Origin of the sequence: Campylobacter concisus, from assembly GCF_015230015.1 — a bacterium.
Taxonomy (GTDB): Bacteria; Campylobacterota; Campylobacteria; order Campylobacterales; family Campylobacteraceae; genus Campylobacter_A; species Campylobacter_A concisus_AF.
Map to the genome: position 1 here is coordinate 41,950 of NZ_JAAKZC010000013.1, position 18,453 is coordinate 60,402.

The 18,453-nt window shown below is 37.4% G+C and carries 17 protein-coding genes and 1 pseudogene; 13 read left to right on the top strand and 5 right to left on the bottom strand.

The features are described 5' to 3' along the window. Window positions 1-57: 57 nt before the first annotated feature. From G6W42_RS07585 to G6W42_RS10855, 11 genes and pseudogenes are all read left to right on the top strand, one after another. Window positions 58-1,578 (top strand): C4-dicarboxylate ABC transporter, encoded by a 1,521-nt coding sequence (locus tag G6W42_RS07585; protein WP_194170469.1) that lies wholly within the window; start codon window positions 58-60, stop codon window positions 1,576-1,578. Beyond that, a complete protein-coding gene (locus G6W42_RS07590; RefSeq protein ID WP_012001744.1) occupies window positions 1,575-2,222 on the top strand; it encodes a hypothetical protein in 648 nt (215 codons plus the stop codon). Before G6W42_RS07585 ends, G6W42_RS07590 begins: the two co-directional genes overlap by 4 nt. Next, on the top strand, window positions 2,222-2,632 hold the full coding sequence (locus G6W42_RS07595) for a hypothetical protein (RefSeq protein ID WP_194173547.1): 411 nt from the start codon (window positions 2,222-2,224) through the stop codon (window positions 2,630-2,632). The genes G6W42_RS07590 and G6W42_RS07595 overlap by 1 nt, the downstream gene beginning before the upstream one ends. Further along, window positions 2,610-4,136: a pilus (MSHA type) biogenesis protein MshL gene (gene mshL / locus G6W42_RS07600; protein WP_194173548.1), complete on the top strand. Its 1,527-nt coding sequence runs from the start codon at window positions 2,610-2,612 to the stop codon at window positions 4,134-4,136. The genes G6W42_RS07595 and mshL overlap by 23 nt, the downstream gene beginning before the upstream one ends. Beyond that, window positions 4,129-4,956 carry an ATP-binding protein gene (locus tag G6W42_RS07605; protein ID WP_103558079.1) on the top strand — a complete coding sequence of 276 codons (828 nt, stop codon included), beginning with the start codon at window positions 4,129-4,131 and terminating at the stop codon, window positions 4,954-4,956. Before mshL ends, G6W42_RS07605 begins: the two co-directional genes overlap by 8 nt. Further along, entirely contained in the window at window positions 4,949-5,815 is an 867-nt protein-coding gene (locus G6W42_RS07610) for a CDC27 family protein (protein WP_194173549.1), read from the top strand. Before G6W42_RS07605 ends, G6W42_RS07610 begins: the two co-directional genes overlap by 8 nt. Further along, entirely contained in the window at window positions 5,812-6,351 is a 540-nt protein-coding gene (locus tag G6W42_RS07615; protein ID WP_021092328.1) for a hypothetical protein, read from the top strand. The genes G6W42_RS07610 and G6W42_RS07615 overlap by 4 nt, the downstream gene beginning before the upstream one ends. Further along, a complete protein-coding gene (locus G6W42_RS07620; protein ID WP_103558076.1) occupies window positions 6,351-8,102 on the top strand; it encodes a GspE/PulE family protein in 1,752 nt (583 codons plus the stop codon). The genes G6W42_RS07615 and G6W42_RS07620 overlap by 1 nt, the downstream gene beginning before the upstream one ends. After that, a complete protein-coding gene (locus G6W42_RS07625) occupies window positions 8,099-9,334 on the top strand; it encodes a type II secretion system F family protein (protein WP_194173550.1) in 1,236 nt (411 codons plus the stop codon). Before G6W42_RS07620 ends, G6W42_RS07625 begins: the two co-directional genes overlap by 4 nt. Window positions 9,335-9,361: 27 nt before the next feature. Then, window positions 9,362-9,862 (top strand): PAS domain-containing protein, encoded by a 501-nt coding sequence (locus G6W42_RS07630; protein ID WP_012001752.1) that lies wholly within the window; start codon window positions 9,362-9,364, stop codon window positions 9,860-9,862. A 551-nt stretch (window positions 9,863-10,413) separates the two neighbouring features. Then, window positions 10,414-11,121 (top strand): annotated as a pseudogene (locus G6W42_RS10855) (methyl-accepting chemotaxis protein); the annotation flags it as partial. Window positions 11,122-11,804: 683 nt separating this feature from the next. Here the strand turns inward: G6W42_RS10855 and G6W42_RS07640 are convergent. Then, window positions 11,805-12,236, bottom strand: coding sequence for a GatB/YqeY domain-containing protein (locus G6W42_RS07640; protein WP_103586352.1), 432 nt, complete (start codon window positions 12,234-12,236; stop codon window positions 11,805-11,807). Window positions 12,237-12,266: 30 nt separating this feature from the next. Then, window positions 12,267-13,169 carry a disulfide bond formation protein DsbA gene (locus tag G6W42_RS07645; RefSeq protein ID WP_194173551.1) on the bottom strand — a complete coding sequence of 301 codons (903 nt, stop codon included), beginning with the start codon at window positions 13,167-13,169 and terminating at the stop codon, window positions 12,267-12,269. A 130-nt stretch (window positions 13,170-13,299) separates the two neighbouring features. On the opposite strand from G6W42_RS07645, the gene G6W42_RS07650 reads away from it, so the two are divergent. Continuing rightward, complete coding sequence (locus G6W42_RS07650; RefSeq protein ID WP_103615305.1) at window positions 13,300-14,838, top strand: inorganic phosphate transporter; 1,539 nt, start codon at window positions 13,300-13,302, stop codon at window positions 14,836-14,838. A 149-nt stretch (window positions 14,839-14,987) separates the two neighbouring features. On the opposite strand, the gene lpxD is transcribed toward G6W42_RS07650, so the two are convergent. Genes lpxD through G6W42_RS07665 form a run of 3 tightly spaced genes read right to left on the bottom strand, consistent with a single transcriptional unit; the run spans window position 14,988 to window position 18,102 of the window. After that, a complete protein-coding gene (lpxD, locus tag G6W42_RS07655; protein WP_194173552.1) occupies window positions 14,988-15,941 on the bottom strand; it encodes a UDP-3-O-(3-hydroxymyristoyl)glucosamine N-acyltransferase in 954 nt (317 codons plus the stop codon). Further along, window positions 15,941-16,402 (bottom strand): acetolactate synthase small subunit, encoded by a 462-nt coding sequence (ilvN, locus tag G6W42_RS07660; RefSeq protein ID WP_223154204.1) that lies wholly within the window; start codon window positions 16,400-16,402, stop codon window positions 15,941-15,943. The genes lpxD and ilvN overlap by 1 nt, the downstream gene beginning before the upstream one ends. 5 nt (window positions 16,403-16,407) lie before the next feature. After that, window positions 16,408-18,102 (bottom strand): acetolactate synthase large subunit, encoded by a 1,695-nt coding sequence (locus G6W42_RS07665; protein WP_346010468.1) that lies wholly within the window; start codon window positions 18,100-18,102, stop codon window positions 16,408-16,410. A 156-nt stretch (window positions 18,103-18,258) separates the two neighbouring features. On the opposite strand from G6W42_RS07665, the gene G6W42_RS07670 reads away from it, so the two are divergent. Further along, on the top strand, window positions 18,259-18,453 hold a 195-nt coding region (locus G6W42_RS07670), incomplete at its 3' end, for a hypothetical protein (protein ID WP_194173554.1).

Genomic DNA, 18,453 nt, shown 5'->3' on the forward strand with positions numbered 1-18,453 from the left:
TTTATTTTAAAGATATTAAAATACCCAATATAAGCGTTTAGGAAGGTTTTTTGATTCATGATGAATATTAAAAAAAATAGTGAAATTTCTATAGTTGCGCTAGATCCGTATGACTATAAAGGATTTCGTTATCACAACAGCAATGTAGAAGCTTTTAACTTTTCAAAAACAGTCAATAAACGCGACTTTTTTATCTCATATATAAAATTTAAAGACTTAAAAACAACAACATTTTTTATCCCTAGAAGTGTTGATAACGACGCCCTATATGAGGAGCTTTATTCAAAGGCCTATGCGGAGCTTTCGCTAGATCCTGCGCTTGATAATAAGATATTTTTCTCAGAAGGCACTACAAAAGCTCAAGAGAGAATTTTTACTGTTTTTGCTATCACAAATGAAGATATAAATTCGATCTTTAAAGCAGTTGCAAAAAAGGTCCCATATATCGACTACCTTGCGCCTGAACCTTTGATCTACTCTGCTATTTATAAAAAAGGCTTGTTGCCTAGCACGCAAGCAGACTGCTTTATAGCGCTTAGAAAAGATGAATCATTTTTAAGCATATATTTAGATGGTGATTTTTTTACTGCAAGAGAAATTCGCTATAACCTAAACTATCTCAAAGATAAATTCTTAGAGCAAAGCGGCGACCGCCTAAGCGATGATAAATTTCTCGAAGTTTTATCTCAAAGAGGACTTGTAAATAAAGATGATGATGGCTTTAACTACGATCTAAACACAGTTTTTGAAGATTATATCTTTTACTTTAACGATATTTTAAACATTATAAATAGCCAAAATGGCATATCTATAAAGAAAATTTACATAGATTGTGACTATGAGATCAAAAATTTTGCAAATTTCATCTCTACCAAACTTGGTTTGGATGCAGAGTATATAAATATAAAAGTTGCGATAAACAACAAAAACTATACCATAAACGAGCGTTATAACGTTATGGCTTTATTTGGTAGATTTTATACCAAAGAGCCATTTTATGAGAATTTTAACCTCTCAAATATGCTTCGTCCAGATCCATTTGTCAAAAGAAAAAGTGGCAAATTCTTGCTCACTTGCGCTGCGGCATTTGCGCTAAGTATGTTATATCCAGCTTACAACTACATAGCTGGTCTTGTTTTAGAAAAAGATAGCGCAAGACTAAATGATGAATATAGCGTCCTAAACGCACAAGAGATGCAGATAAAAGAGACGCTAGCTAAAATTTCAAGAGAACAAGAGGCGGTAAAAGAACAGACTCAAAAAGAGAATGAAAAGCTAAATTTCAGAAAAGGTCTGCTTGCTGAGATCGAAAATAAAAAAGATAATTACGCTATGAAGGGTTTAAATCTTTTTAAAATTACCGATATTTTAAATCTAAACGCAGTTCATATCACAAACATCGTAAATAACGATAGAAATTTGACTATAACTGCAGTTAGCGATAATGAAAAAAGGATAACCCAGTTGATCAAAGATATCAGCAAAGATGAAAAATACTTGGTAAATACTAAAAAAATTCGTTCAGATGACGCTAAACACGAGTATGAAAGTAATATAAGCATAGAGATTAGACAATGAGACAAGATATTTTGAGCAAAATAGATCAATACTTTGATAGCAAAAAGCCAAACGAAACAAACCTCATTTTTCTTGGCTCAGCGCTTATCATAGCTTATCTTGTCTATATGCTATGCTTTGATCCTGCGCAAAATTTCTTTGACGAAAAGCTTGATAAACATACGAGAATTTCTACAAAGCTAGAAAACACTAGAAATTATCTAGCCTCAGTGAGCTCTCCTGATGGCGATAGAAATTTTAAGATAAACGAAGAAAATAGAAATTTAAGCAATCTAAAACTTCGCTACACGAATATTTTGAAATTTAATACCTATTTTGACTCAAAGCTTAAAGAGCTTTCATTTTTGCTTTTTGACAATCAAAACTGGGCAAACTATATAGATAGCATCGTGCTTTTGGCAAAACAAAATAATATAAAAATTTTAGAGCTTAAAAGTGATATAAAAGAGCCAAATTTCCAAAAGATAGAGCAAATTTTAAATATAGATGTCACTTGCCTTGGAAATTTTAAAGATATGCTTAGCTATATAAACGGACTTGAAGAGTCAAAACTCGTAGTAGATCTTCACAAAATGGATATAAATTCCACTCAAAAAGATCTAGGAGCTAAGCTCTCTATCTCTGTGTGGGGTATGAAGTACTGATGAAAAAATTTGGTTTATTTTTAATTTTAGCTCTAAGCCTATTTGGCAGTGAGTTTGAAGGCGAGATGAAAAACTATGATGAAGTTTTTGTTAAGATAAAAGAGCAAAGAAAAGGGCTTAATAGCGGTGAAATTTCTAGCTTGCAAGATCCTTTCAAGCTAAATTTGCCAGTTGCTCCAAAAGGCGATCAAAACACTACAAAATACTCTTCTGCAAGGGGGCTTATGCTAAAGGCCATTTTGCTAAATAAAGCAAATATAAATGGCAAGTGGTATAAAGTGGGAGATATGATTGATGATTACAATATCACAAGTGTTCAAAATAGCAAGGTTATCATCGTAAAAGATGGTGAAAAACAAGAACTAACTCTTAAAAATGGAAGTAAAAATGTTGGTATCAAAATTAAGTAAATTTATTATAACTGTGGCGTTAGCTTCATTTTTAGCTACTCCTATAATGGCAAAACCAAGCACATGCTTGAGTAAAAATTTTAGTATGAAGATCACAGACGATATAAGTCTTGGCGATGTTTTAAATCAGCTCTCTGAAATGTGTGATTTTAGTATCGTTGCAAAAGATGCTTATAGCAAAAAAGAGCTTGATGATAAAGTCTTTGGCGTGAATATAAGAAATATGAGCCTAAGTGAGGTCTTTGATCTGCTTTTAAATGAGAAAAATTTAAGCTATGAGTTTTCAAACAATGTCTTAAAAATCTCATCGCTTCAAACAAAAATTTTTAAAATAGACTATATAACCTCTATCCGTGAAGGCACAGCCATCACAAAAGCTTCAGTTGATGCCTCTCCGTCAGAAGTTGGTAGTAGCTCAAGTAGTGATAATGGCTCTAGCGATATAAAAAATGAAAATAACTTGATAAGAACAACTGAGAAATTTGACTTTTGGGAGAAGCTTGACGCTGAGCTAAAAGCTATCTTAAACAATAGTAGCGAGCACATCACAGCACCAGATCCTATTATAAACCAAAATGCTGGACTTATCACAGTTACAGCTACTCCGTCGCAATTAAAACGTGTGGAAAAATACATAGCTGAGATGCAAAGAAGGCTTAAAAAACAAGTCATCATCGACGTTTCTATCATAGCAGTTGATCTAAATAATGAGTATAAACAAGGTGTTGATTGGAGTAAATTTGAGCTTGGATTTAACTCATATATTGGCAACACAGGTACTGGCAATAGCTCTAGTGCAAGCTGGACAAACAAAGGAAATAGCTTAAGCGATGGCTTTGGCCGCACATTAAATATTGCTGCAAATCTAAACTTTAGCCTTGATGGTATGATAAATTTCCTTGAAACAAATGGTAAAACAAAGGTCGTTTCGAGTCCAAAAGTAACTACCCTAAACAACCAACAGGCGCTAATTTCTGTGGGCGATAATATAAATTACCGCGTAATGGAAGAGACAGATAATGGTAGCAATAATAATAATAATAACAGGCTTACAACGACTTACAAGCAATACTCTGTATTTATCGGTATCTTGTTAAATTTACTTCCAGAAGTTTCAGATAACAACAAAATTATGCTTCGTATAAACCCTAGTTTAAGTAGTTTTAAGTATGCAGAAGATGACACAAGATCACAAAATACAGCCATTAGAGAGATTGCTCCTGATACAGTTCAGAAAAAACTCTCAACAGTCGTTCAGGTAAATAGCGGTGATACAATCATACTTGGTGGGCTTATCGGACAGACTAAAAATAAGCAAAACACGGCTGTGCCACTTCTTGCTGACATACCTTTGATAGGAAGTGTCTTTAAAAGCACAAGAGATGGCGTAAAAACTACTGAGCTTATCTTTGTCATCACGCCAAGAGTTGTTGATCTTGAAGATCCAAAACCAGTGCAGCAGTCGCTAAAAGATCTGGGATTTTCTAAATCGATCTATGAGTAACGAAAATATTTATACACATATAAAAGATGTTTTCATAGATGAAGACGAGAGTTTAAATTTCGTAAATTTAGACAACTCTATAAGCTGCTACAACAAGATAGTTTTAGCTTTAAAAAAGCCACTAAAGCTTATCTTGTTTTATGGTAAGCCAGGTAGCGGCAAGACTTTTTTGCTAAACAAGATCGCAAATGATCTAAAAGAAGATAAAAGCCTCATCTTTTTCCCGCATCCATTTTTTAGCGAGGCGACATTTATCGAGGCGCTTTGTGAGCAAATTTATGGAAAAAAGCTGGAAGATATAAATAACTTTGAGAGCTTTATAAAATTTTATTCAAAAGACTTTAGTAGTAAAGATGAAATTTTAAAAAATCAAATGACGGTTATCCTAGATGAAGCGCAGCTCTATCCGACCGAGCTTATTGAGAAAATAAGGCTTATGGCCGATACTAGGATGTTTAAATTTCTCTTTACGATACATAAAACTGAAAATGAAGATATTTTGGCAAAAGATTATTTTCAAACTAGAATTTGGGAGAGCATCGAGCTAAGCAGCGCTGATGTAAATGAGATCATCATATACTTGCAAAGAAAGCTTAGCCAAAAAAACTATGATAAATACCTTAAATTTGACAAAAAAGACTACGAGTGCGCTTACTCATTTTGCGGTGGAAATTTAAGAACGCTAAATAAGATAATGTATAAATTCTATGAAATTTGCGAATACTACGAGCAGTATCAGCCTTCAAAACTTAGCGGTGATAAGGCAAATATCATGATACTTACCATGGCTGCACTTGATGCGGGGCTAATTGATGCTTGAACCACAAGAAATTCAAAGATTAGAAAAGCTCTATGAGAGCTACAAGAAAAAAAATGGTGGCTTTTTGCATAAAATTTTTAATGCCAAAAATTCTAAAATTTTAATCATCGAGCTTTTGCTTATCATTATTTTGCTGGCTGCACTGATAGCGCTAAGTTTAGAAAAAGCTCCAAGTCTTGCTAGTAAAAGCGATAAAGTTTTAGCCAAAAACGCAACTATAGCAAAAATGGTAGAAAAAAATGAGACAAATGTAAGCGTTCTTAGTGAGCTAAAGCAAAAGAGTGAGGTCGCTAAGGCTAAATTTGAAGAGGGTAAAAAGCAAGACGAACTAGCTGATAAGATAGCTAAAAAGCTTGAAGAGGTTGTAAAGACAAACGAAACAAATGATACTTCAAAAAATGACCCAAAAAAGCAAAGAAGTTCACAAGGCTGGCTTAAGCTAAACATCCCTGATGAAGAGCCACTTACCGAACAAAATGGCATAAGCGTGCCACAAGATGAAGTGATAGATCTTGAGTCAAAACCAGCTAGAAAGCGTGTAAATATACAAGTAACTTCAGCATCTAATGAAGAGAGCGTGCTAAGAGAACAATTTTTAAAGACAAATAATCCAACTATTGCACTTGAGCTTGCGAGATTAAATTTTAGAAATAATAATTTCAAAGAAGCTATAAAGTGGTCGCTTGCTGCGAACGATATAGATAATAGCTTAGAGGAGTCGTGGATCATCTTTGCAAAGTCAAAATATAAGCTAAAACAAAGCGATGATGCCGTAAAAGCTCTAAGGGAGTATAATAAAAACTTAAACAAAGCTTCGATAAATGAGCTTATAAATAAGATAAAAAGTGGAACATTATGAAATTTTTTGCTATTTTTTTTGTTTTTGTTTGTGAAGTTTTTGCTGTTAGTCTAACTGAGATTAGGGATGACTTTAACAGCGCAAACTACGCAAAAGTCTGCAACCAAAAGGTTGAGGACTTTTTAAAAACACAAAATAACGAAGAGCAAATTTCTATGTTTGGCATCGCTTGCATAAAGATGAATGATCTAAACAGGCTAGCAACTCCGATCGATAAGCTAGTAAAGAGCGAAAAATCAAGAGAAAATGCTGCCTATTTTGCTGACATCTTATTTAAGAAAAAGCTCTTATTTCACGCTATGATAGATGGCGTTGATATAAGCTATATCAGGCTTCCAAAGAGTGATTATATACTTTCATTTTTGTTTGATAAATTTGTAAAAAAAGAGTATGTCGAAGAGCTTGGTACATTTATCTTTGAAGAGCCAAATTCTGATACAAGATATGAGATAAGCCCAACAAATGGGCAAATACCAAAGCTTGTGCTTAAAATTTTTAAAAATAACGACCTGAAATCACAAATAGAGTATAGATAATGAAAAATGTAGAAAATGTAATCTTAAAAAATATAGAACAAAACGGCAAACTAAGCACATCAGATATAGAAAAGATAAAGCAGATAAGCGAGCAAGAAGGCAAAGGCCTTGTTAAAATTTTAAGAGATGAAAATTTACTAAATGACGATGACTTTATGGAAATTTTGTCTGATATTTATAGGAGAGGGCATGTAAATATCGATGAAATTTCAAACGACCTTGAGCTTGATATCAAGGCTTTTGTTAAATTTATAAGCGAGAAATTTAAGGTTTTATACTTTGATCTTGATGATATCGACATCGACTACCGCATCAGCGAAAAGCTAAGCACCGCTCAGCTAAAGACATATAGCGCGATCCCAGTAAAAGAAGATGAGATAAGTGTATATGTCGCTTTTAAAAATCCATTTGACGTTATGGCTCAAGATAAGGTGCAAAATTTATTTAATAGAAAACTGCTAAAAGTTGCCATCGCTCAGCCAACTCAGATAGAAAAATATATAAGCAAGCTAGCACTAAATGAGAGCATAAAAGATGTGATAACAGAGATCAGAAGAGAGCTTTCAAGCTCGGCTAGCCAAGGGCAAAACAGTGAAAACTCTGGAATTTTAAAGCTAATCGAGATCATCTTAAAAACATCTATCCAAAGCAGAGCCAGCGACATCCACATCGAGCCAACCGAGACAAACTGCATCGTAAGAAGCAGGATCGATGGCATGCTAAGTGAGACATTTATATTTGATAAAGATATCTATCCGCCGATGGTTAGCCGTATGAAGCTACTTTCAAACATGGACATCGCAGAGCGTCGCCGCCCACAAGATGGTAGATTTTCAGCTCAAATTTTAGACAAAGAGTATGATTTTCGTATCTCGACGCTACCTATCTTAAATGGCGAAAGTATAGTTTTAAGGATTTTGGATAAGTCAAAGGTTATTATAAATTTAGAAGATCTTGGCATGCACCCAGATAACTTTGCCAAATTTAAAAAGAGCATGAAAGCGCCTTATGGTATCATTCTAGTCACTGGTCCAACAGGCTCAGGTAAGACAACGACACTTTACGGCGCGCTAAATGATATAAAAAGCGTAAAAACTAAGATCATCACAGTTGAAGACCCGGTCGAATACCAGCTAAATATGATCCAACAAGTGCATGTAAATGAAAAGGCTGGACTTACCTTTGTCTCAGCTCTTCGCTCTATCTTGAGGCAAGATCCAGACGTCATAATGATAGGCGAGATCAGGGATCAAGAGACGCTTCGCATAGCGATACAAGCGGCACTTACTGGTCACCTTGTCTTTTCTACGCTTCACACAAATGATGCCATAAGCGCACTTCCTCGTATGATAGATATGGGCATCGAGCCTTATCTAGTAAGTGGCGCGCTCGTTTGCATAGAGGCTCAAAGGCTAGTTAGAAAGCTCTGCCCGCACTGCAAACAAAAGATCACTCTATCTCAAAAGGCATTTGACGAGGTTAAAAAATTTGTCCCTGAAAACTATCAGTTTTACAAAAGTGTCGGATGTCCGCAATGCTCACAAACAGGATACTTGGGACGTGAAATGATAAGTGAAATTTTACCTATTAGTGATCATATAGCAAGTATGGTTGCAAATGGCGCTTCTAAAGATGAGCTTAAAAGCGTAGCTTACGAAGAGGGCTTTATAGATATGTTTCATGATGGTGTCATAAGAGCGGCAAATGGCATAACCACGCTTGAAGAAGTTTATAGGGTTGCTAAGATATGAAATACTTTGAGGTTGAGTACATCCAAAACGGCAAACGCCATAAGATGAGCCTAAGAGCGAACAATAAAAGCGAGATCAAAGATAAAGCAAATGTCACTGGCATGATCGTAAAGATCAAAGAGACGCAAACTTCTAGCATAAATAACTTTGAAAATTTACAAAATGTGATCGCAAAGGCTTTTACTAATCCAAAGGTCAAAATCCCAAATTTAGTTGCCACCATAAGACAGCTTAGCGTTATGACAAATGCTGGAATTTCTATCCACGATAGCATTAAAGAGGTTGCAAACTCTACTGAGGATAAGCGCCTGAAATTTATATTTCAAACCATAGATGAGGAGCTAAATCAAGGCTCAAGCCTCACAAATAGTATAGAAAATTTCAAAGAAGAGCTAGGCGACGTGACGCTAGCGATGATAAGACTTGGCGAGAGCACTGGTAATATGGCTGACGCGCTTGCAAAGCTTGCCTCTATCTTGCAAGAAGTCTGGGATAATCAGCAAAAATTTAAAAAAGCCATCCGCTATCCGATAACTGTCATCTGCGCGATCATCATAGCCTTTGTCATCCTTATGATACTTGTTGTGCCGCAGTTTAGAGAAATTTTTGAGCAGTTAAATGCAGAGTTGCCACTGCCAACTAAAATTTTACTAAATATCGAATACGTCATGACGAACTACGGCTTTTATATCCTTGGTGCGCTTGCATTTATCGGATATTTGCTTAGAAAATACTACCTTGATAGTGAAGAATTTCAAGATAAAGTCGATAAATACCTTTTGAAAGTCTATCTCATTGGTAAGATCATATTTTATTCGAATATGAGCAGGTTTAACCTCATCTTTACAGAGCTTGTTCGAGCTGGTTTGCCTATAGCAGATGCCCTTGATACGGCTGTGATAACGGTCTCAAACAAGGATATCAAAAAGAAGCTAAGCGGCGTTAAGATACTTGTTGGTAGGGGTGTTAGCCTAACAGAAGCCTTTAGAGATACAAATTTATATGAAAATATGCTCATACAGATGATAAGCGCTGGCGAGCAAAGTGGTAGCTTAGACGATATGACGCAAAAAGTAACTGACTATTACAGGATGAAATTTAACGATATTATTGATAACATCTCAAACTATATTGAGCCTATCTTACTCGTTTTTATAGCGGGCATGGTGCTTTTACTAGCTCTTGGTATATTTTTGCCGATGTGGGATCTATCAAAAGCCGTTAAAAACTAAAATAATTAAAATCTTAAAGGAGAGAAGATGTCTGAAAACAAAGAACACATGGTCGAAGAGAGCGCCTTTTTGGTCTCAAAGACTGACTTAAAAGGACGTATTACATATTGTAACGAGCCATTTTTAAAGATAGTTGGAGCTAAACAAGCTGAAGTCTTGGGTAAGCCTCATAACATAATAAGACACCCAGATATGCCAAGAGCTGTTTTCAAGCTACTTTGGGAGCGCATAAAAAATAAAGAAGAAATTTTTGCTTATGTTAAAAACAAAAGCTTTGATGGTGGATATTACTGGGTCTTTGCAAATATCACAACTTCGCTTGATGTGCAAAATAATCCAGTTGGCTACTACTCAGTTAGACGCAAGCCAAATCCAAAGGCGATCGAGGTGATAGAGCCTATATATCAAAAGTTATTATCGGTAGAAAAGAGCGGTGGCATGGATGCTTCGATGAAATTTTTAACTGAATTTTTAAAAGAAAAAAATATAAGTTATGATGAATTTATAAATAACCTACAAAGGCTATAATGATGTTTGGAAAAAAACTTGACTCTATAAATGAAATTTTAAGCGTGGTAGGCTCAGCTAGAAACGGCATCTTGGAGCCTAGGATAGTAAATGTAAAAGAAAATGACCCACTTTATGAAGTAGCACTTGGTATAAATGACTTGCTTGATCAAGTTGAGGCACTTCAAAGAGAAATTTCAACCTCAATAGACGCTGCTCAAAGCGGACTAACATATAGAAATATCTTTACAGAGGGATTTCGCGGTATATTTAAACAAAATGCCATTTCTATGAGTAATGGCGTAACTGGCATAAAAGATAGTCACAAAAGTAAAGTAAGAGGTCTGCTTTCAAAAGAGCTTGACACACTTGGCAATGGCAACGACGGCATAGAAGATGTTAGAAACGATCTAAATGAGAGTATCAAAAACCTTAGCCAAATGGCACTCATGGCAAAAGATACGGCTAGAATCGCTGAGGATACGACGCAAAGCATTAATGAGCTAAGCGTAAATATGAGCTCACTTGAGGAGCTGATAGAGGGCTCAAGTCACGCCATAAGCACGCTAAATAGTAGAACAGACGATATCACTTCGGTTGTAAATTTGATAAAAGATATAGCTGAGCAGACAAATTTACTAGCTCTAAACGCAGCCATTGAAGCAGCACGTGCAGGTGAGCATGGACGTGGCTTTGCAGTTGTTGCTGATGAGGTTAGAAAATTAGCTGAAAATACCCAAAAAGCAACACACGAGATCGGCGTAAATATCCAAACACTTCAGCAAGAAGCCAAAGATATAGATGAAAATTCTAAAAAAATAGATGAAATTTCAAAGATCGCCACAGCAAATGTTGAAAATTTCAAACAAACTTTAGCTAGCTTTAACCAAAATGCAAAAGAGACAGCCCAAAGGTCAAAATATGTAGAAGACAAGACCTTTGGCATCATCGCAAAGATAGCTATCATTGTCTATAAAGTGGGCGTTTATTCAGACACTGTAAATGAGCAAGGTTACAGCGATGATATAGCAAAAGATGCAGATGATCTTGTAGCATGGTATGAAAATGAGTGCGCAAAGAGCTTTAGTCACACTAAAATTTATGAAAAATCACGCCATTTAGTGGATGAGTTTAACAAAAACATCAAAGCCATATTGACAGAAGCTGGCAAGGGCTATAACGAGAAAAATTTAAAACATTTTGTCACTGAGTTTAGAAAGCTTGAAGATCTTAGCAGAGAGATATTTAACTCATACAACGAAATGGTCGCTTCAAAATAACTTCAAATTTGCTAGACTCGCATTGGGTCTAGCTTTTTAAATTTATATATCAAATTCTATTTTCTATTGTGCTTGCAAGTGTATTTTGCAATTTTAGTGATTTTTAAAATTTACCTCTTTTGGTAAGAAAAGTAGCTATAAAACAAGGCTAAAAATTTATCTAGATTTGTTTTTGGATGGATATTTTATAAAAGTCTGTAAATTTAAGAGATTTTGTTTTTAAATTTACGAATTTTTCACTACAAAACAAGGTTAAAATTTAGCTAGACTTCATAAATTCTGCTTTTTAAAGTCTCCATTTTTTGCGACAAAGCTTTAAAATGCGCCCTTTACCACCATAACATCTGGCACTTTGAGGACAGTGCCAAGCAAATTTAGAGTTTGCAAGAAAAATTGTTTTTGGATTTTGCTATTTATAGCGAGAAAAGAAGCTCAAATTTAGCCAAGTTTCTACTTTAAATTTTACTTCCTTATTTTTTCAAATTTAAAATCTATAATGTTTTATTGTTGGTTTTAAAACTAAAGATTAAATTAAACCCCTGCTTTAAAATATAAATTTAAATTTAGCAAACCACCCTAACCCAAATTTAAAAAATTTATAGCTCTCAAATTTAATAATAAAATAGTTTTAAAGCCTGCACATTAAATTTAACGCACAGGCTTTGAGAAAGTGTATTAAAAATTTAACCCAAAAGCTCTTTTGCGATCATGCTTATGCGTTTTGCTTCAGCGCTCGCTCCGATCTCATCTTTTGCCATTTTCATTACAGCACCTAAATTTTTACCAACCTTTTCGATGATACTTTTGATCTTCTCTTTTAGCTCATCATCACTTAGCTGAGCTGGCAAATATGCTTTGATTAGCTCGATCTCGCTTTGCTCTTTTTTGGCTAGATCCTCTCTTGCTCCCTTTAAATAGAGCTCAACCGAGTCAGCCCTCTTTTTGATCTCTTTTTGAAGTAGCGGAAGCACGACCTCGTCGGTCATCTCGATCCTTTGATCGACTTCTACTTGCTTAAGTGCCGCATTTAGTGTTCTTAAAGTGTCCCTTTTAAACTCATCTTTTGCCTTCATAGCCTCTTTTATATCAGCTAAAATTTGCTCTCTTATACTCATTTTCTCTCCTTTAAATTTTTGAAATCATAACTAAAATTTTGTGATAATTTCTTGAAATATGCCTTTTAAATAAGCTGCTCCAACGCCCTCTCTAAGCCCATCGTCTATTACTATAAATTTCGCTTCTTGCCCGCTTAGTAGCTCTTTTAAGAGCAGTGTCCCAGCGATGAGCGGATACTTTCTGCTTCTTCCAACCGCCACGTCAGCGCTTTTGTCATCCATCTTTAAAAGCTCATTTACAAACCAAGCAAGATCGCCATTTTTAAGCTCATATCCACTCACTTTTTTTGGATCATAACTCTCGTAGTTTAGCCCAAGCTTTAGTGCTGCGATGGTGGTCGGCACGCCAGAAGTTAGAACAATAAGTCTATTGTCAAGACTTGTTAGAAATTCACTTGCCTCTTTTGTATAAATTTTTGCATTTTCTTGCATCAGATCAAGCGTTTTAAACCTCTCGTAAAAGGTAATGATGCCAAATTTAAAGCTTATAAATTTCCCCTCTTCGCCTATCTCGGAGCTTGCACCGCCGATGTCGATCAGGCTAAATTTATCATTTATGCCAAGCTTTTTTAAGGCATTTTGCACGCCTAAAAATGTAAGTTTTGCTTCAGCTTGCCCATCAATGATATGAAAATTTATGCCAAATTTCTCTCTTATCTCACTAAAAATTTCTTCGCTATTTGATGCCACTCTAAAAGCTTCAGTCGCAACTGCCACACATTTAAATTTAGCAAAGTCAAATTTGCTTTTAGCCTCCGCTATCGCAACAAAGAGCCTATTTTTAGCCTCTTCGCCTATCTTGCCACTTTCGTTTAAGCCCCTTGCAGCTCCAACTATCTTTTCATAAATTTGCTCGTTGTTAAAGCCATTTTGCTCTTTTTTTATAAGTGCCACGCGAAAGGTGTTTGAGCCAAGATCGATCGCTATAACCAAAATTTATCCTTAATATTTTTGCCAAATTCTAACATATGATAATTTAGTATCATTTAAAGTGAGAAAATTCTAAAAACTTTAATAATTTTCAAGATATAATTTTGCTAAAAACTCTTACAAGGGGGCTTGATTGCTTCGAGATAACTTCTTGGCGTTAGTTATTTTTGCGATTTGCAGCGTTGGATTTTTCGTTTGGGGCTATCAATACATCCCGGCAAATAACTACTTTTTATTCTTGATCGCTGGTATGTTTGGTCTTTTTATGGCGTTTAATATCGGCGGAAATGACGTTGCAAACAGCTTTGGCACAAGCGTCGGCGCAAAAACACTCACACTAAAACAAGCTCTCGTCATCGCAGCCATTTTTGAGCTTAGTGGTGCGATATTCGCAGGATCTGAGGTTACAAATACCATTAGAAACGAGATCGTGAAATTTCCAAGCGACATAAACCCTATGAAATTTGTCATCATCATGATCTCAGCCCTTCTAAGCTCTGGTCTTTGGCTATTTTATGCGTCTAAAAAGGGTTTGCCAGTCTCGACCACTCACTCGATAGTTGGCGGCATCGTTGGTGCAGGACTTGCTATGGGATTTATGATAAAAGATCCTGAGCCACTTAATATGGTCTCTTGGGGTGAGATCGGCAGGATCGCCGTTAGCTGGGTCATCTCGCCACTACTTGGCGGCGTGATGTCTTATATTATATTTGGCTACGTAAAGAGCAAAATAATCGAGCCAACGCACGAGCTAAAGACAAATTTAAAAGCGCTAAAAGCTGAGAGAAAAGCCTATAAAGAAAGCTTCATAAAAGCGCTCAAAACAAAGCCAGCTGAGGAGCAGATAGCCACTCTTTCAAAGATCGCAGTTATCGATGAGGACGAGATCGAAACCACTGAATACAGCGAGTACCGCTCAAAAATTCGCATCATGAAAGATAGCGAAAAAGAGATAGATACCTTTAAAGCTATGAAAAAGCACATCCCGATCATCGCTGGATTTGCCGCAATGGTCATCTCATCAATGATGCTTTTTAAAGGGCTAGAGCATATAAATTTAGCCTTTAGCATCATCCAAACAGTCTGGATCATCTTCGTCATCGGCGCACTAGCGTATCTTGCAAGCCTTGCTATCATAAACGTCATGAGCAAAAACGATAGCGAAAAGAGCATCAATAGAATTTTCTCATGGTTTCAAATTTTTACCGCTTCATCTTTTGCTTTTTCACATGGCGCAAACGACATCGCAAACGCAGTTGGACCATTTGCAGCCGTACTTGACGTGCTAAAAACTGGCTCTATAAATGAAAGCTCACCCATACCAAGCATCGCAATGGTAACCTTTGGCATCTCGCTTGTCGTTGGACTCTGGTTTTTAGGCAAAGAAGTGATCACAACTATCGGCTCAAAACTAGCTGAAATTTTACCTACGACTGGCTTTAGCGCCGAGCTTGCTTCAAGTATCGTCATACTTCTAGCTACAAAGCTTGGCATACCGGTAAGCTCTACGCATATCCTAATAGGCGCTGTTTTGGGCATTGGTATCGTAAATAAAAATGCAAACTGGAAAATGGTAAGACCTATCATCCTAGCTTGGCTCATCACACTTCCTGCAGCTGCTATCTCATCGGCTATATTTTATTTTGCCCTTGCTAAATTTCTAGGCGTTTAGTCATATTTTTAAATAGCAAAATCACCCTATTCTTTTGATGTTTTTTGTATAAATTTTATATGAAAGCTTGGCAAGTTGATCCAACCTGCCAAGTAAATTTGAAGTTATTTTTTCTTAATGATAATCTTCTCGCCACGTTATTGCAATTTTTAGTTTTTTCTAAAAAATCTAATCATCTTAGCCTGGATTTTAAACATCTCTGAAAGCTCCATTATCGGATAAGCTCCAGCATATTTTTTGCCACCTGGCAGGTCTTTGCTAACGCCACCGCGTGCTGCGATCTGAGCGAAGTCTCCAACGCTTACGTGACCAGCTGAGCCACTTTGTCCGCCCATTACGACATTTCTTCCTAAAATGGTTGAGCCAGCAAGTCCAGTTTGTGATACGATGAGGCAGCCATTTCCAAGTTCGCAGTTGTGACCTATTTGAACAAGGTTGTCTATCTTTGTGTAGTTTGCTATCATCGTGCTTTCAAAAACGCCGCGATCTATCGTCGTGCAAGCGCCGATCTCGACAAAATCGCCCAAAACAACATTGCCATTGTGATAAATTTTCACATGCTCGCCAGTTTTTGTATGCGCATAGCCAAAGCCGTCACTGCCGATGACGCAGTTTGCTAGCAGGTGGCACTCGTTGCCCACCACGCAGTCATTATAGATGACGACGTTTGGATGGATGATGCAGTTTTTGCCGACGCTTACGTTATCGCCCAAAAACGCCCCAGCCATCACTATCGTGTTTTCGCCCACGCTCACGTTTGAGCCGATGTAGACGTTTGGCATGATAGTTGCGCTCTCGGCGATATTTGACGGCTTTGGCTCGCAAAATAGCGGCTTTGCGTACTCTTTGCTAAGTATAGCAAAGGCAAGGTGTGGGTTGTCGCAGACTAGTGCTACCATGCCAGCTGGCACTAAGTCTAAAAGCGCATTTGTCACCAAAATGGCTCCAGCGTTTGAGCTACCTATAAATTTAGCATTTTTCTCGCCGTCGCAGTATGTTAGCTCAGCTTTATTTGCATTTTTTAATGAATTTAGAGCAAAAATTTCCAGGTCTTCTCCGCTAAAAGTAGCGTTTACTTTTAAGGCTATTTCACTTAGTTTCATCATATATCCATTATCACAGATCCGCCGCGCACGACGTCAACTGGGTTAAATTTCTTTATTGACTTTAAAAAGCTCTCTATCCTGCTCGCATCGTCAGCCACCATGACGACAATGTAGTTTTCGTTTGTATTTGTGACGATGCCGTTATATGACTTTAGTATCGCCTCAAGGCCAGCAAAATTTTCACCAAGCGGAATTTTCACAAGTGCCATCTCTTTTTCGACAAATTCGCCACTTTCTATGACTTTATATGTTGGGATGAGTTTGTGAAGCTGTTTTACGATCTGCTCTAAAACCCTCTCATCGCCGCTTGTTACGATGCTTAGCCTTGAGAAGTTACTCTCAGGTATCGGAGCGACCGTGAGCGTATCGATGTTGTAGCCTCTGCCCGCAAAAAGCCCAGAAATTCTAGCCAAAACGCCGTGTTCGTTTAATACAATAACTGAAATCGTTCTTCTTATACTGCTCATTTTTCTTCCTTGCTCTTTAATATCATATTATAAATCGCAGCCCCAGCTGGAACCATAGGAAGTACGTCCTCAAAGCGGTCGATCCTCACGTCGATAAGTGCTGATTTTTTACTCTTGATCGCCTCTTTTAACGCCTTTTTGAACTCATCTTTGCTCTTGCATACAAAGCCAACGCCGCCAAATCCCTCAGCGATCTTTACAAAATCAGGCTGCAAGCTAAGATCAGTAGATGAGTAGCGCTTCTCATAGAAAAATGTCTGCCACTGGCGCACCATGCCAAGGAAGTTGTTGTTTAAGATGATGTTTATGACAGGGACATTTATCTCATAAGCAGTCATTAGCTCTTGGATATTCATAAGTATCGAGCCGTCGCCTGTGAAATTTACAACCAAATGCTCAGGCTTGGCACACTTTGCGCCGATCGCCGCAGGGAGGCCGTATCCCATCGTACCAAGGCCACCACTTGTGACAAGCTGTCTTGGGCGGTTAAATGGATAAAACTGTGCCACCCACATCTGGTGCTGACCGACGTCAGTTGCGATGATAGCCTCAGGGCCAACTATCTTTGCAGTCTCTTCAACGACCCATTGAGGCTTTAAGACCTTGTCGCTATCTGTGTAGCCAAGTGGATTTAGCTTTTGATATCTATCTAAAATTTCTCTCCAAGGTGCATAGTTTTTAGGTTCGTTCTTTACCTCTTCATAAAGCTCGGTTAGCACGTTGGTAAGGTCGCCAACTATTGGAAAATGGGCGTTTATGATCTTTGAAATAGAGCTTGGGTCGATGTCGATGTGGATGATCTTGGCGTGTTTTGCAAATTCGTCCGTTCTGCCAGTGATCCTGTCGCAAAACCTAGCTCCAAGCGAAATGAGAAGGTCGCACTCACTCAAAGCCATGTTTGAAGCGTAGCTGCCGTGCATACCAGCCATGCCTAAATTTAGCTCATCTTTTGCGTCAAGCACACCAAGAGCCATTAGAGTTTCAACCGCTGGAATGCCCGTTTTTTGCATAAATTTACGGATGATCTCGCTTGCATTTGACGCGATCGCGCCGCCACCTATGTATAAAAGCGGTCTTTTGGCCTCATTTATCGCAGCTGCCGCCTTTTTTATCTGCTTTTGGTTGCCTTTGTAGGTCGGCTTGTAGCTTGGGATGGAAATTTCTTTTGGATATACAAAGTCGCCAAGCTTTGATGTGATATTTTTTGGGATGTCGATATGAACTGGTCCTGGGCGGCCTGATCTTGCGATGTAAAAGGCCTCTTTTATGATGCGAGGCAGCTCCTCGACGCTATTTACTAAAAAGTTGTGCTTGACACATGGACGTGAAATACCGACTGCATCGATCTCTTGAAAGGCATCTGTGCCGATCATAAAGGTTGGTACTTGACCACTTATAAGCACAACTGGGATGCTGTCGCTGTAAGCTGTGGCAAGGCCAGTGACTGCGTTTGTAAAGCCAGGACCGCTTGTTACAAAAGCCACGCCAACTTTGCCGCTAACCCTAGCGTATCCGTCTGCTGCGTGAACGGCTGCTTGCTCATGGCGAACCAAGACGTGCTTAAAATAAGTTTGTTTATATGTCTCGTCGTAGATATTTAAAGCTGCACCGCCAGGATAGCCAAAAACTATCTCAACGCCCTCTTCGTGCAAGGCTTCGCTTATCATCTGTGAACCAGAAATTTGTTTTATCATCACTTTAGCCTTTTGATAAATTTATCGCAAATTATATCCCAAAGCATTTTAAATCCATTTTAACTTTTTAGCGAAATTTGGGCGTTATCTTAAATTTTCAGAAAAAAATTTGAGCTAGAAAAGTAAAGAATACAAAATATTTTATATATATTTATGCATATTATTTTTAGTATTTTGATAAATTTGGCAAATTTGGAGCAAAATTTAAAAAGCGGAGGGACGACAACCAAGACAACCAAGACAACCAAGACAACCAAGACAACCAAGACAACCAAGACAACCAAGACAACCAAGACAACCAAGACAACCAAGACAACCAAGACAACCAAGACAACCAAGACAACCAAG